Origin of the sequence: Leucobacter ruminantium, from assembly GCF_017565705.1 — a bacterium.
Classification (GTDB): Bacteria; Actinomycetota; Actinomycetes; order Actinomycetales; family Microbacteriaceae; genus Leucobacter; species Leucobacter ruminantium.
Genome location: NZ_JAGDYL010000001.1, coordinates 395,549 through 409,730, shown reverse-complemented (window position 1 = coordinate 409,730; position 14,182 = coordinate 395,549). Strand labels below are relative to the sequence as shown.

Genomic DNA, 14,182 nt, shown 5'->3' with positions numbered 1-14,182 from the left:
ATATCGGCGGCTGCTTGTAGTGTGGCGGCCAGAATATGCGTTCGGACAGGGATCCGGATGCGCCCACGACGAGAGGTGCAGCGATGAGCGATGACCGCGAGACCCCAGCATCGAGAGCGGCAGAGGCTCCGGAGACGTCGACGAATCCGGGAGCTCCCGTCGAGGAGACCGAGGCGAGCCGCACCGACGTGCTGGCCGCCGTGGAGCGGGCGAAGGGCACGGGCGTCGACGGCGGGGAGTCCGCGGTGCGCGAGATCGTCGTCGAGAAGAAGGAGGAGATCGTCGTGAGCGATTCCTCCGACGCCGCATCGGACGGCGACGCCGACGATGAGCTGGCGCATCGGCGCGAGGTCTCGGAGGTCGACACGCAGCTCGACCTCGAGGCGCCCCCGAAGTCCAAGACATCGCGCATCGCCGAGACCGAGGTGATGCCGAGCGCCGCGGCCGACCCGGTGCTCGAACCGAAGCCGAGCATCGACGACACCCCCGTGCGCGACGGCGAGATCCGCATCAGCGAGGATCACCCGATGGCCGCACTCTACACGCAGTCGCCGACGCCGCCCGATATCCGCGGCAACCGGGCGGCCGGCTCGCTGATCGCGCTGCTGGCCGCGATCGGCTTCGCGCTCGTCTACGCCGGGGCGCTCGCGCTCTGGATCAGCCCGAGCTATCCGCCCTCCACCTTCCTGAGCGAGGGGCTGTTGCCGCTCGTCACCTCGATCGGCTTCGCCGCCGCGGTCGCGGGCTTCCTGATCGCGCTGATCCTGCTCGTCGTGATCGTCGGTCGCGCCGGCTGGTGGGCCTATGTGCTCGGCGGATTCCTGGTGGCGGCGGCAGTCTGGGCCTCCGCCGTGCTCGGCAGCGCCCTGCACGACCACTTCGTGCTCGGCGAGCGCGTGAGCTGGGATCCGGTCGCGCTCGTGCGCGAGTACGGCCTGACGATCCCCGTCGTGCTGGCGACCCTCGTGGCGCGCGAGGCGACCGTGTGGTTCGGCGCGTGGATCGGCGCTCGCGGCCGTCGGGTGAAGCTGCGCAACGCCGAGGCCCTCGCCGACTACGAGCAGGCTCTGGCCGAGGTCCAGGCGAAGCAGCCATGAGCGAAGGCGTTCGGCGCTCGGTCACCCGCGGGTACGCGGGCGCACTGACCGCCGCCGCCGTCATCGTCGCGGTCGCGCTGGTCGTCGCCGTGTGGGGCTTGCTCTCCTTGGCGCTGGGGAGAGATCCGGTGTCGAGCGACGGCGTGCCCGTGTGGGCGGCACCGCTCATCCTGGCGGTGCTGCTCGGCGTGCTGGCCTGGGGCGTCTGGCGGCAGGCGATCGTGCTGCTGCGCGGGCGCCGCGCGCCCGCGTGGGGCATCGTCGTGTCGCTCGCCGGGGGAGCATATCTGCTGTGGTGCCTCGGGGGAGTGCTCGCGGGGCTGAGCGTCGAGGAGACGTGGACGAGCCCGTTCGCCGCGGTGCTCGCGCCGATCTGGGCGCTCGCCTCGCTGCTGTTCTGGGCCGTGCTCGCGCGCCGCGTCTACACCGATCGCCCGCCGCCCAGGTGGCCGTGGGAGCGCGACGAGGAGGACGGGTGATCGTGGTCGGGACCATCGACGAGCGGGTCGGCGTCGCCGTGGACGCCTGGCTGAGGTGGGTGCCGAGCTGGTCGCCGAGCTCGCAGCGCACGCGTTCCCGGCTGTGCGGCAAGTGCACGGGTTCGCCGATCGTCGCGGCCGCCGGCCTGGGCCGCGACGTGCCGCATCAGGTGACGCACGCGCTCGTCTCCCGGATGCACCGCATCATCGACAAGCAGGTCGAGGAGTACACTGCCGCCGAGCTTCCGACCCTGCACGCCGAGCTCGCCGATCAGGATATGTGGCAGGCCGGCGGCTACGATCCGGCCGCCGGGCTCGACCCGGAGTTCGACGGCGTCGACCCCGATCCAGAGCCGGAGGACGACGGTCAGCCCTTCCTCTTCACGCTCGCCGGACTCGCGGAGGAGACCCGACCGGAGCCGCCGTTGCCGCGTCCGCCGCTCAGCGCCGATGAGAAGCAGCGGCTCAGGCGCGAGATCGAGCTCGTCGACGCCTACTCGAGCCGGGTGGGGCAGGAGCTGTGCTTCGCGCTGATGTCGCATCAGGCGAGGGTGCAGGCCGCGATCTCCCGCTTCGTCGAACCGCAGATCCGCGCGATGCTCGACGAGCTGAGCCGCCACCTGGAGCCTCCGCAGTAGGGCGCCGCGCGACGGGCTCGAAACCGGCGGGCCCGGATCGCTCCCGCTCTCGGGTACGAAGAGCCGGAGAACGACGGACCCCCTCCGAGCGCGCCGCTCGGAGGGGGTCCGTATCGCTCCACGGCTACGGTTGCTGCACCGTTTTGATGACGCCGGTGACGCCTGAGCGGCTCGCCCTGATGAACGGGTCGCCCTGCACGTCCTCGTCGTCCTTCTTCAGTGCGAAGAACGCCCAGACGCCCGCGCAGGCGACGACGCCGGCGATGATGAGGAAGGTCGGCTGGAAGCCGAGCGCGTCGCGGATGTAGCCGAAGGGGGTCGAGAAGAGGGCACTGCCGAGCTGCGCCGAGATCTCGAAGCCGACCATGTACAGCGTCGCCGAGAGCGCGGCCGGGAAGTGCAGCGTCAGATACCGGAAGATGCCGAGCACGAACAGAGGCACCTCGATGGCATGGAACATCTTGATGACCGAGACGATCACCGGGTCGGTGAAGACGGCGGAGCCGAGGATGCGCAGGCACATCACCGAGACGCCGAGCATCAGGATGTTGCGCACGCCGACGCGGCGCATGAGGATGGGCACGAGCATCATGCAGAAGCCCTCGAGGAAGACCTGACCGGAGTTCAGGATGCCGTAGGTGTGCAGGCCGGTGTCCTCGTTCACGAACAGCTCCCTGTAGAAGTTCGGGAACATCTGGTTGTCGTAGAGGTTGTAGAAGGTCCAGCTGAAGATCACGAAGCCGATGACGATCCAGAGGTGCTTCAGCTTCAGCACGGAGAAGATCTCGCGCAGGGAGGGTGCGTGCGGGTGATCGCTGTGGCCCGGCGCGAGCGGCACCTTGTCGGTCTTCCAGAAGATCTGCACGAGGAGGCAGACGACGCCGAAGAGGGAGCCGAGGTAGAAGTTGATGTGCGGGTTGACGGTGAAGATGAACCCCGTGAAGAGGGCGGCGACGGCGTAGCCGAGCGAGCCCCAACCCCGGGCCTGACCGTAGGCGAAGCCGTAGGTGCGGCTCAGGCGCTCTGAGAACGCCTCGAGCAGGCCCACGGCGGCGGTGTAGCCGAAGGGCAGATAGATCGCGCCGAGCAGCACGCCCAGCGGGAAGTTGCTCACGAGCATCGGCTCGTAGACGAAGATCGCGAAGGGTGCGAGGCAGGCCATGACCGCCGAGGCGAGGATCACCAGGTGGCGCTTGAGCACGAGCCGGTCCTGCGCCATGCCGTAGAACAGAAGCACCGCGATCGTCGTGAGCGAGTTCACCGAGTAGATCGTGCCGATCTGGCCTCCGTTGAGCCCGAGGCTCTTGTCGAGCCAGGTCGAGAAGAACGACCACCAGATGCCCCACGAGGCGAAGAAGATGAAGAGCGTCGTCGAGCTTTGCAGATACGCGCCGTTTTTGAACAGTCTCGCGCTGATGGCCATCCGGACCTCCGTTGGTCTTTATGGGTGCTGAATTATTTCAGCATCGTTGCTGAATGCTTTCAGCGCACACTAACACGCTCGGAGGCCGAGGGGAAGTCGGGCGTGAGAATTCGGCGGATCCCTCGCTCCGGGTGGCTGTTCGTTCGGATCTCACCCGTTATTCGGAACGGATCGCGGGATGCCGTCCGAGCGAAGGGTGAGGTCCGAATCGCGGAACGAGGATCTTCGGCGCTGCACCCGTTCCGATGGCTAGCGCAGGCCAAGCGCGAGGGGGCGGGTGGCATCGGCGGTGAGGGGCTCGCTAGAGTATTGCTCATAATGAGAGGCATTATCAGGCGGTGGGGGGCGCATTCCCACTCGCACTCGGGCGCCGGAGCAGCGGAGCCATCGCGGGTCGTCACCTCCCGTCTCGTCACCTGGATCGCCCTCGGGCTGCTCGCGACGGTCGCCGCGTTCACCGTGCTCGGGCTCTTCCTGCTGAAGCCCGACTACGCGAAGGTCGCTGGGCTCGCCGAGCGCGCCGATTACATGGCGCCCGGCGCTACGTTCGAACGAGGCGAGATCCTCGGCATCTCCGAGGAATGCGGGGGCGCCGCTGCGGGTCTCGGCGCCTCGGGCCCGACAGATCCGGGTCGGGCAGGGGCTGATGCGACCGGAACGGGCCAGGCGGGATCCGGCTCGACGGACCCCGAACAGTCCGGGCCTGTGCAGGCGGGGCCCCCGCAGGCAGCCTGTCTGGAGCTGAGCGTGGGGCTGCGCACCGGCCCCGATGCCGGGCGCCTCGTGTCGGTCGAGGTGCGCGGATCCTATGTCGAGGCCGGGCTGCGTGAGGGCGACGAGGTCGAGCTCATGGCCTATCCCAAGGTCGACCCGGGCGTCGGTCCGTCGACCTCCGCGGGCGGCGACGCCGTGGGCGGGGCCGCGGGCGCCGCCGGGGGTGCCGCCGACAGCGCGGCCGCAAGCGCCTCCGAACGCGCGGCGGAGAGGGAGTCCGGTGTCTCGGCGCGCTACGAGTTCGAGCGGGGCTACGAGGTGTCGGGCGTGCTGCGCGGCCTCCCGCTCCTGCTGCTGACGCTCGTCTTCGCCGCCGTCGTGATCTGGGTGGGGAGACTGCGCGGCCTGCTCGCACTCGTGGCCCTCGTGATCAGCGCGGGGGTGCTGCTCGCGTTCGTGCTGCCCGCGCTCGTCTCCGGCGGCCCCGGGCTGCCCATCGCCCTCGTGGGCTCGAGCGCGATCATGTTCGTGATCCTCTACCTCGTGCACGGTCCCAATCTGCGTACCACGGCTGCCCTCGTCGGCACCCTGTTCGGCATCCTCATCATGGCGCTCGTCTCGCTGATCTCGGTGAAGGCGACCCGGCTGAGCGGCATCGGCGACGAGTCGTCGAGCCTACTCTCCGCGATGACCTCCGAGATCGACTTCCGGGGGCTCTTGAGCTGCGCGATCATCATCGCCGGGCTCGGCGTGCTCAACGACGTGACGATCACGCAGGCCTCCGCCGTCTGGGAGCTGCGAGCAGCCGCGCCCGCCATGTCCCGGCACGAGATCTACTCCCGGGCCATGCGCATCGGCCGTGATCACATCGCATCGACCGTCTACACGGTCTTCTTCGCCTACGTCGGCGCCGCGCTGAGCGTGCTCATCGTGCTCTACCTCTACGATCGCCCGGTGCTGTCGCTGCTGACCCGCGAGGACATCGCCATCGAGATCGTGCGCACGCTGTGCGGCAGCATCGGCCTCATCCTCGCCGTCCCCGTGACCACGTGGGCTGCCGCGCTGTTCGTTCCGCCGGCCGAGGCCTCACTGCCGGGCGGCAGCCCGCCCGAGTAAACTGGTCGTGGTGCGCGGTCATCCCGCACCCACACGAGCCCGGCGAACTCTGCGCCCGCAGCGCCGGCACGACCCCAAGGAGCGCATGGTGGCATTTATCGACGCGGTGATCGCACGCGAGATTCTCGATTCGCGCGGCAACCCGACCGTTGAGGTCGAGGTCGGCCTGACCGACGACTCCGTGGGCCGCGCCGCGGTCCCCTCCGGCGCCTCGACCGGCGCCTTCGAGGCCTACGAACTGCGCGACGGCGACAAGAGCCGTTACCTCGGCAAGGGCGTGACGAAGGCGGTCGACGCCGTGTTCGACGAGCTCGCCCCCGCGATCGAGGGCTTCGCGGCCGACGACCAGCGCATCATCGACGCCGTGCTCAAGGAGGTCGACGGCACCGACAACAAGTCGCGTGTCGGCGCCAACTCGATCCTGGGCGTCAGCCTCGCGGTCGCGCACGCCGCGGCCGCATCCGCCGAGCTGCCGCTCTACCGCTACCTGGGCGGTCCCACCGCCGGCACTCTGCCGGTGCCGCTCATGAACATCATCAACGGCGGCGCGCACGCCGACACCGGCGTCGACATCCAGGAGTTCATGGCCGTGCCGCTCGGCGCCGAGACCTTCTCGGAGGGTCTGCGCTGGGGCGTCGAGGTCTACCACGCTCTCAAGGCGCTGCTCAACGAGAAGGGCCTCTCGACCGGCCTGGGCGATGAGGGCGGCTTCGCCCCCGACCTCCCCACCAACGCCGAGGCGCTCGACCTCATCGTCGAGGCGATCCAGCGCGCCGGCCTCGAGCCGGGTCGCGACGTGGCCGTGGCGCTCGACGTCGCCTCCTCCGAGTTCTACGAGAACGGCGTGTACAAGTTCGAGGGGCAGCAGCGCACGGCCGCCGAGATGACGGCCTACTACGAGGATCTGCTGAACCGCTACCCGCTCGTCTCGATCGAGGATCCGCTCGACGAGAGCGACTGGGAGGGCTGGGCGCACATCACCTCCGAGATCGGCGACCGCGTGCAGCTGGTCGGCGACGACCTCTTCGTGACCAACCCCGAGCGCATCGCCGAGGGCATCGCGAAGGGCGTGGCGAACTCGCTGCTCGTCAAGGTCAACCAGATCGGCACCCTCACCGAGACCTTCGACGCCGTCCAGCTCGCGCAGCGCGCGGGTTACACCGCCGTCATGTCGCACCGCTCGGGCGAGACCGAGGACGTCACGATCGCCGACCTCGCCGTGGCCACCAACTGCGGACAGATCAAGACCGGCGCCCCCGCCCGCTCCGACCGCGTCGCCAAGTACAACCAGCTGCTCCGCATCGAGGAGGAGCTCGGGGCCGCCGCGAACTACGCCGGCCGCAACGCCTTCCCGCGCTTCTCGGCCTGATCGCGGCGAGGATTAGAGCACGGTGAACCGCCGAGGCGAGCGAGCGACCGACAGCGGGGCGTCGAACGACGCCTCGCTCGGCGCCTGGCTCTCGAGCCTGCGCTTCAGCGGCTTCACCGTGCTCATCGTCGCCCTCATCACGGGCGGAGCGATCATCATCAGCCCCAGCCTGTCGACCTACGTGCAGCAGCATCGCGAGATCGCCGAGCTGCGCGAGAGCGTGCGGCAGCACCGCGAGTCCGTCGAGGAGATCGACTCCGAGCGGGCGAGGTGGAAAGACCCCGCCTACGTCAGATCGCAGGCGCGCGACCGCCTCTTCTACGTGATGCCGGGCGAGACTCAGCTCAACATCATCGACGACGTTCCGATGCCGGTCGAGTCGACCGAGGAGACGAACGCGTCGCTCGCGCGCATGGACAGCGATTGGGCCCGAGGCCTCGCCGCCTCCGTGCTCAGCGCCGCCACCACCGAAGCCCCGCCCGCCGATGCGAGCGATACCGGCGCGGATCTCGCGCCCGAACCAGCCCCGACCGAGGAGCCCACCCCATGACCCGACCGCCCTACGAACCGCCGACCGAGGCCGACATCGCGGCTGTGAGCGAGCAGCTCGGCCGCGAGGCCCGCGGCGTGGTCGGCATCGCCGCGCGGGCGAAGGACGGCTCGCCGGCTGTCGTCGCGACGGCGCCCCGCCTGCCCGACGGTTCGCCGTTCCCGACCTTCTACTACCTCTGCCACCCGGAGGCCGTCGCCGCGGCGTCGCGACTCGAGGCGGTCGGCGTCATGAACGAGTTCAACGCGATGCTCGCCGAAGACGAGGAGCTGCGCGAGAACTACGCCCGTGCGCACGAGCAGTACATCGCCGATCGCGATCTCGTGGGAGAGGTGCCCGAGGTCGCGGGTGTCAGCGCGGGCGGTATGCCCACCCGCGTGAAGTGCCTGCACGCGCTCATCGGTCACGCGCTCGCGGCCGGGCCGGGCGTGAACCCCATCGGGGACCTCGCGCTCGAGCGCGCCGACTGGGACGGGTGAATGCGGCGCTGACGGCCGGGAGCGCTCGGTGCTCGCGGGCGCCGGCGGTGCAGCGGTCGGGGAGGGATCCCTCGCCGTCCTCCCTCATTTCCGCAGAAACGGCCTCGGACTCCCCGTAAAGGGGATAAGATGTTGCGGTGGGCGTGAGACGCCCATCTTTTCTGTGCCCGCACATTTTCTGCCCAACGCATCATTCAAGGAGACCGCTTCGTGGCGAAGAAGATTCTGATCGTCGGTGGTGGCTACGCCGGTTTCTACACGGCGTGGAAGCTCGAGAAGCTGCTTCGCGCCGGTGAGGCCGAAGTGACGATCGTCGATCCGCTGCCCTACATGGCCTACCTGCCGTTCCTCCCGGAGGTCGCAGCGGGTTCGATCGAGCCGAGGCACGCGGTGGTCGCGCGCCGCCGCCACCTCAAGAGCACCGCGAACATCGCGGGCAAGGTGACGGGCATCTCGCACGCCACGAAGACCGCCACCGTCACGCCGAACGTGGGCGAGCCCTTCGAGCTCACCTACGACCACATCGTCGTCACCACGGGTTCGGTGTCCCGCACCTTCCCGATCGCGGGCATCGCCGACAACGCGATCGGCATGAAGACGATCGAAGAGGCCGTCGCCGTGCGCGACCGTCTCGTCGGCAACTTCGAGCGCGCCGCCTCGCTGCCCGCGGGTTCGCCCGAGCGCGAGCGCCTGCTCACCGTCACCGTCGTGGGCGGCGGCTTCGCCGGCATCGAGACGATCTCCGAGCTGCGCTCGTTCGCCACCTCCCTGCTGCGCCGCTACCCCGAGATCACCTTCGACGAGACGAAGTTCCACCTCGTCGAGGCCATGGGCCGCATCATGCCCGAGGTCACGGAGAAGCTCGCCGATTGGGTGGTCGCCGACCAGACCCGCCGCGGCGTCGACATCCACCTCAACACGCAGCTGAGCTCGGCCGTCGACGGCAAGATCGAGCTGTCGACCGGGGAGGTCTACGAGTCCGACCTCATCGTCTGGACCGCCGGCGTCATGCCCCGGCCGTTCCTGCGCGGCACCGACCTGCCGATCGGACCCCGCGGCCACGTCATCGGCAGCCCCGAGCTGCGCATCACGACCGAGGAGGGCGAGGCACTCGAGGGCGCCTGGACCGCGGGCGACACCTCGCAGACCCCCGACATCTCGTCGACCCCGGGCCCCGGCGGCTTCTGCGTGCCGAACGCGCAGCACGCCGTGCGCCAGGGCAAGCTGCTCGCGAAGAACATCGTCGCCGACCTGCGCGGAGAGGGCGTGGCGCAGTACAACCACAAGAACATGGGCGCGGTCGCCGGCCTCGGCGTCAACACCGGTGTGTTCCGCTCGGGCGGCAGCTTCGCGATGAAGGGCTACTTCGCGTGGCTCGCGCACCGCTTCTACCACGGCCTCGCGATCCCCTCGTGGGAGCGCAAGTGGCGCGTGTTCGGCGGCTGGGTCGGCCACTTCTTCCTGGGCCGCGACATCGTGAACATCGAGGCCGTGCAGGAGCCCCGCGCGATCTTTGAGGAGTTCGCCTCGCGTCCCAAGCCGGCCGCGGAGTAACCTCCCGCTGCAGCGCCCCGGCGAGCCGTGTGCTCGTCGGGGCGCTTCGCCGTTTCCGGGGAGGGATCCGGCGAGGGATCGCGCCGCACCCGATACGGTGAGTGCATGGCCGAAATCCCGGAGGCCGCCGTCGCGGCGCCGACGCCGCGCGTGCGCGGGTTCTGGGTGATCCCCTCGGCGGCCGCCCGTCGTGTCGGCCGCGGCTACTTCGCGCTGCAGGCGGTGGCCGGCGCGGCCTGGTGGGTCGCTGTCTTCACGGCACCCGGCGTGCGCGAGGCCACGCTCGGTCGCATCGACCCGGTGCTCATGGGGCTCTTCGACGTTCCGCTGTTCGTGCTCGGCTCCGCGTTCGCGGCGACGGGGGATGCCCGACCCGTCGCGCGCCGGGCAGCCTGCGCGGTCGCGGTCTGGACGCTGCTCGTCACCGCCGGGCTCGGCGTCTACGCGACGATCACCGGCGAGGCCGGCTGGGGCGCGCTCATCATGACGGCGGCGAGCGTTGGCACAACGGCGGCGTGGTTGCTGGTCTCGTACGGCAGGATCCCTGCCGAGGCACTGCTCGCCGGCCCGCTCGGATTCGACACGGCGGGCTCCGCGTCGCTGGGCCGCCAACTGGCGCGCACACTGCTGCAGCTGAGCGGTTTCTGGGTGCTCTTCCTGGCTGCGCTGCCCGCACTGATCGTGTTCGTCGAGCACCGTTGGGCGCTGCACCTGCCGCTGCCGGCATGGTCGCGCGCGCTCGGCTCGGCGCTGCTGCTGCTCGCGAGCGCGCTCGGCGTCTGGGCCGCCTTCGCGATGTCGTTGCGCGGCGACGGAACGCCCCTGCCGTCGGCCTCGGCGAACCGCCTCGTCGTCGCCGGCCCCTACCGCTGGGTGCGCAACCCGATGGCGCTCGCGGGCATCGCGCAGGCCGCAGGTGTCGGGCTGGTCGGCGAGTCATGGCTCGTCGTGGTCTATGCGCTCTGCGGCGCCCTCTATTGGAACGCGCTCGTGCGGCCCTTCGAGGAGGCCGACCTCGAGGTGCGCTTCGGCGCTGCGTTCGTGTCGTACCGGCAGTGCGTGAGATGCTGGGCGCCGCGGCTCCGGCCCGTACCCGCGCCCCCGATTGCGGAGTGAGGGATCCCTCGCGGAGAGACCGATCGCGCCGTGAGGGATCCCTCGCGGAACGACAGCAACCCTCACACGCCGCCACCTCCTCCGCCTCCGCCGCCCCCGCCCGACGACCCGCCGCCAGAGGAACCGCCGCTCGAAGAGAACGAGCTGCCCGTGCTCGACGAGGACGAGGGGACGTGCGTGACCGGGCTCGACGCCACGGTCGTCTGCAGCCGGGAGAACGAAACGCCGTCGAGATCCGCGCCGCCGCCCTCGAGCCAACTCGGCACGGAGGCGGCGTAGTGCCGCGCCAGCTCGGCCTGCCACTCGTGCTCCTGCCCGAAGAGCACGGCGTAGGGCAGCAGCCGCTCGTACACGCGCACGACGCGCTGCTCGTCCACCTCGGCGCCGGTGACGCCCTGCAGCATGCGGATGCGGTCGGCCTCCGCCAGCCGGATGTACTCGCGCAATCCCTGCAGGTGCTCGTGCAGCAGAGCGCCCTCCGGGGTGAGTCTGCGCACCTTGCCGAACAGGGCGAAGAACCCGAGCAGCAGCCACACGCAGGCGTTGATCCCGACGGCGAGCACCACCGCGAGCAGACCGTCGCTGCCGTCCATCACCGCATGGACCGTGAGCAGCGCGAGCGACAGCACGCTCAGCAGGGGCACCGCGCAGCCGACACCCTTGGCCGGACCGCGGGTGTACCCGCGGCGCTCCACCTCGCGCGCGGCCGAGCTGCGGATGCTCGCCGCCGCGTCTCCGAGCGCGGTGCTCGCGCCCCCGAACCAGGCCTCCTCGGAGGCACCGGCGCCGGATCGCGTGCCGCTCGTGCCTGCGGCGGCCATGCGCTCGATCGCCGAGAACGCGAGCTGCTCGCGCTGTTCCAGGCCGCGGTCGCTGATCGGGCGGGCGCCGAAGCGATCGCGTTCGCGATCGTGCAGCAGCCGGATGCTGCCGCGCACCGCCAGGTCGAGCAGCATCGCCGTCATCGCACGCTTAGGCTGGCCGAGGAGCTGCGCGGCGATTGCGACGTCGATGTCTTCCGGCGGCTCGTACTGGGCGATGATCGCGCGGCCCGTGCGCGCCCCTCGCCGCCCGAACGTCAGCGCCCACAGCCCGAGCAGCAGCGCGCAGGCCCCGCTCGCGAAGCCCGCGAACGCGAGCGGCGGCACGCGCTCGAACAGCGAGAAGGGCCGCTCGGCGAAGGTGCCCGGCGCGAAGCCGATCGCGAAGGTCACGTTCTCCTGCGGCCAGAGCTGCGCCTCGTCGACGGTGAACGCGTCGCCGTCGCGCACGATCTCGCAGCGCTCCGTCGAGCCGTATCGACCGCGGTAGCAGGACTCGGAGCCCGTCAGCGCCGACGCGAGACCGTCTTCGAGGGCGACCCTCGCGCCGACCCGACCGAACGACTGCCGCCAGTCGGTGCCGTTCACGTCCCAGTAGAACTCGTCCGCATCCGTGTCGGCGAAGCGCTTCGTGACGTCGCGCTGCGTGTACTCGATCACGTAGACCTGGCGGCCGCGCACGTACTCGCCCTCGGGCACCGCGATCGTGAGCGAGAGGAAGTCGCGGCCCTTCTTCGCGGTGTAGGGGCGCGGGCGACCCTCCCCGTCGGTGACCGAGACGACGGCTAGATCCGTCGAGTGCCCGTCGTAGCTGCGCGGAATGTCGCGCCTGATCCCTCGGTTCTGGTCGAAATCGGGGAATCGGGCGACGAGCCGCTCGGTGGTGCGCAGCGTCGCGCGGTCGGCCTCGTCGCGGCCCAGACGGTATTCGGCATCGAAGGACTCGAAGGAGAAGTCGTCGACGCCGGCCTGCACGATCGTCGGGGCCGCGGGTGATGCTGCGGATGGTGATGCCGCTGCGGGTGGTGATACCGCCCAGCCCGTGAGCAGAACGGCGCAGAGCACGACCGCGAGGAGGCTCGCACAGCGCATGAAGCTTCTCATGGGGCGAGTCTATGGTTCGCAGTGGTGCCCGGCACTGGGTAACGACTACTCAAATCCGGCGCCTGTGGGCGCCGCGCCTGCGGCAGAGAAACGCTGGCGCGTTTCTCCCTAAGCCTCCGGCGCCTGTGGGCGCCGCGCCGGAAAGGCGAGAAGCTGGCGCTTCTCGCATCAACTTTCCGGCGCATGCCTGCTGAGGAAGGCGTACATCTCCGTGTCGTCGACACCGGGGAAGGTGCCGGTCGGCAGCGGGGCGAGCACGTGCGCGTGCATGCGGGCGCTCGGCCACGCCTTGCCCTTCCACCGTTCGAGCAGCGCGCGGCTCGGGGTGCGGCAGCAGGTGGGGTCGGGGCAGGTGGAGACCGCGCGCACCTGCGTGTCGCGGCCGCGGAACCAGCGCGCGTCGTCGAATGGCACGCCGCATGAGATCGCGAAGGGGCCGAGTTCGGCGTCGCCCGTCTGCACGCTCGACCAGAAGGTACCGACAGGAGTGTCGGTGTACTGGTAGAACTCGCTCGTGCGGTTCGTCCGGTCGAAGGCGGTGCGGCCGCCCCACTTGTGACAGAGCACCTCGCCCTCGATCGAACCGGACGAGTCGGAGGGGAAGGGGAGCCCGTCGTTCTCGTATCCGCGCACGAGCACGCCCTCGCCGTCGGCGCGGTAATGGTGCACGCGCAGATCGAGGTGGCGCGTGGCCAGGTTCGTGAAGCGGTGCGCCGCGGCCTCGTGCGTCACGCCGAAGGCGTCGCGCAGATCCTCGATCGCGAGGTTGCGGTTGCGCTTGGCCTGCTGCAGGAACTCGACGGCTCGCGCCTCCGGGATGAGACAGGCTGCGGCGAAGTAGTTGATCTGCATCCTCTGCTCCAGGAACTCGGCATAGCTCGCAGGCTCCTGGTGCCCGAGGACGCGGTGGGCCATGGCCTGGAGAGCGAGGGATCGCAGCCCGTGCCCGCCGGGGATGGACGCCGGAGGCAGGTAGATGCGACCGTTCGCGAGGTCGGTGATGCTCCGCGTGTTCGAAGGCAGATCGTCGACGAAGATGAGGGTGAAGCCGAGCAGTTCGGCGAGCACGGCGACCTCGCGGTGGGTGACCGCGCCGGCGGTGTGCCCGATGCGGCGCATGAGGTCGGAGGCGATGAGCTCGATCTCGTGGATGTAGTTGTCGCGCTCGCGCATCTTCAATCGGATGGCGGTGTTGGCCCGTCTCGCCTCCTCGGAGGTCGCGGCGGCCGCGCGGGAGCGGCGCGCGAGCTCGCGGTGCAGGCCGACGAGGGCTTCGAGGGTGTCGTCGCTCAGGGTGCGCGGTGCGCGCACGTGGGGAAGCTTGAGTCGGGTGTAGGCCGGGGCGCTCTGCGCCCGTTCGAGTTCGATCTCGAGAGCGCTGCGGTGGTCCGGGGGTTCGGGCTTCAGCAGCTCCGAGGGATCCAGCTCGAGTTCGCGAGCGATCGCCTGCAGCAGTCCGAGCTTGGGCTCGCGGCGCCCGTTCTCGATGAGGGAGAGCTGGCTGGCGACGACGCCGACCCGCTCGCCGAGCTGGTCGAGGGTGAGCCCGGCGTTCGTGCGGAAGTGACGCAGGCGCTTGCCGATCAGCAGGCGGTCGAGTTCGGCTGCGCTGAGTGCGGGGGTCGATTCAGGGGCCATATTTTGACTATACGTCAAAAAGATCAAATCTTTACATCTCAAATCGCCTTCCGCTGTCAAAAACGGACCGCAAGATGGATGGCA

Annotated in this window: 12 protein-coding genes; 9 read left to right on the top strand and 3 right to left on the bottom strand. The window is 69.9% G+C overall.

Features of this window, described 5'->3' with window-relative positions; all coding sequences use genetic code 11:
- Positions 1–83: 83 nt before the first annotated feature.
- From J4H91_RS01905 to J4H91_RS01895, 3 genes are read left to right on the top strand one after another with little or no spacing between them, the layout of a single operon-like run.
- Positions 84–1,097 (top strand): Asp23/Gls24 family envelope stress response protein, encoded by a 1,014-nt coding sequence (locus J4H91_RS01905; protein ID WP_208044541.1) that lies wholly within the window; start codon positions 84–86, stop codon positions 1,095–1,097.
- Positions 1,094–1,576: a hypothetical protein gene (locus J4H91_RS01900; protein WP_208044540.1), complete on the top strand. Its 483-nt coding sequence runs from the start codon at positions 1,094–1,096 to the stop codon at positions 1,574–1,576. Before J4H91_RS01905 ends, J4H91_RS01900 begins: the two co-directional genes overlap by 4 nt.
- Positions 1,573–2,214, top strand: coding sequence for a spermidine/putrescine ABC transporter substrate-binding protein (locus tag J4H91_RS01895; RefSeq protein WP_424960816.1), 642 nt, complete (start codon positions 1,573–1,575; stop codon positions 2,212–2,214). The genes J4H91_RS01900 and J4H91_RS01895 overlap by 4 nt, the downstream gene beginning before the upstream one ends.
- Positions 2,215–2,338: 124 nt before the next feature.
- Here the strand turns inward: J4H91_RS01895 and J4H91_RS01890 are convergent, their stop codons facing one another.
- Entirely contained in the window at positions 2,339–3,637 is a 1,299-nt protein-coding gene (locus tag J4H91_RS01890) for an oligosaccharide MFS transporter (protein WP_208044538.1), read from the bottom strand.
- Between the two features lie 318 nt (positions 3,638–3,955).
- Here J4H91_RS01890 and J4H91_RS01885 point away from each other — a divergent pair, with 318 nt between their 5' ends.
- The 6 genes from J4H91_RS01885 to J4H91_RS01860 all read left to right on the top strand — a co-directional run bounded on the left by J4H91_RS01885 (position 3,956) and on the right by J4H91_RS01860 (position 10,535).
- The gene (locus J4H91_RS01885) at positions 3,956–5,467 is read left to right on the top strand and encodes a YibE/F family protein (protein WP_208044537.1); all 1,512 of its coding nucleotides are present in this window, start codon (positions 3,956–3,958) and stop codon (positions 5,465–5,467) included.
- An 88-nt stretch (positions 5,468–5,555) separates the two neighbouring features.
- Positions 5,556–6,836 carry a phosphopyruvate hydratase gene (gene eno, locus J4H91_RS01880; protein ID WP_208044589.1) on the top strand — a complete coding sequence of 427 codons (1,281 nt, stop codon included), beginning with the start codon at positions 5,556–5,558 and terminating at the stop codon, positions 6,834–6,836.
- A 22-nt stretch (positions 6,837–6,858) separates the two neighbouring features.
- Complete coding sequence (locus J4H91_RS01875) at positions 6,859–7,386, top strand: septum formation initiator family protein (protein WP_208044536.1); 528 nt, start codon at positions 6,859–6,861, stop codon at positions 7,384–7,386.
- On the top strand, positions 7,383–7,865 hold the full coding sequence (locus tag J4H91_RS01870) for a DUF501 domain-containing protein (RefSeq protein WP_208044535.1): 483 nt from the start codon (positions 7,383–7,385) through the stop codon (positions 7,863–7,865). Before J4H91_RS01875 ends, J4H91_RS01870 begins: the two co-directional genes overlap by 4 nt.
- 210 nt (positions 7,866–8,075) lie before the next feature.
- Positions 8,076–9,419, top strand: a complete 1,344-nt coding sequence (locus J4H91_RS01865) for an FAD-dependent oxidoreductase (RefSeq protein ID WP_208044534.1) — start codon at positions 8,076–8,078, stop codon at positions 9,417–9,419.
- A 105-nt stretch (positions 9,420–9,524) separates the two neighbouring features.
- Positions 9,525–10,535, top strand: coding sequence for a methyltransferase family protein (locus J4H91_RS01860; RefSeq protein ID WP_208044533.1), 1,011 nt, complete (start codon positions 9,525–9,527; stop codon positions 10,533–10,535).
- A 62-nt stretch (positions 10,536–10,597) separates the two neighbouring features.
- On the opposite strand, the gene J4H91_RS01855 is transcribed toward J4H91_RS01860, so the two are convergent.
- Together J4H91_RS01855 and J4H91_RS01850 are read right to left on the bottom strand one after the other, a co-directional pair.
- The gene (locus J4H91_RS01855; protein WP_208044532.1) at positions 10,598–12,460 is read right to left on the bottom strand and encodes a DUF2207 family protein; all 1,863 of its coding nucleotides are present in this window, start codon (positions 12,458–12,460) and stop codon (positions 10,598–10,600) included.
- 168 nt (positions 12,461–12,628) lie between these two features.
- Complete coding sequence (locus tag J4H91_RS01850) at positions 12,629–14,098, bottom strand: helix-turn-helix domain-containing protein (protein WP_208044531.1); 1,470 nt, start codon at positions 14,096–14,098, stop codon at positions 12,629–12,631.
- Between the last annotated feature and the right edge of the window lie 84 nt (positions 14,099–14,182).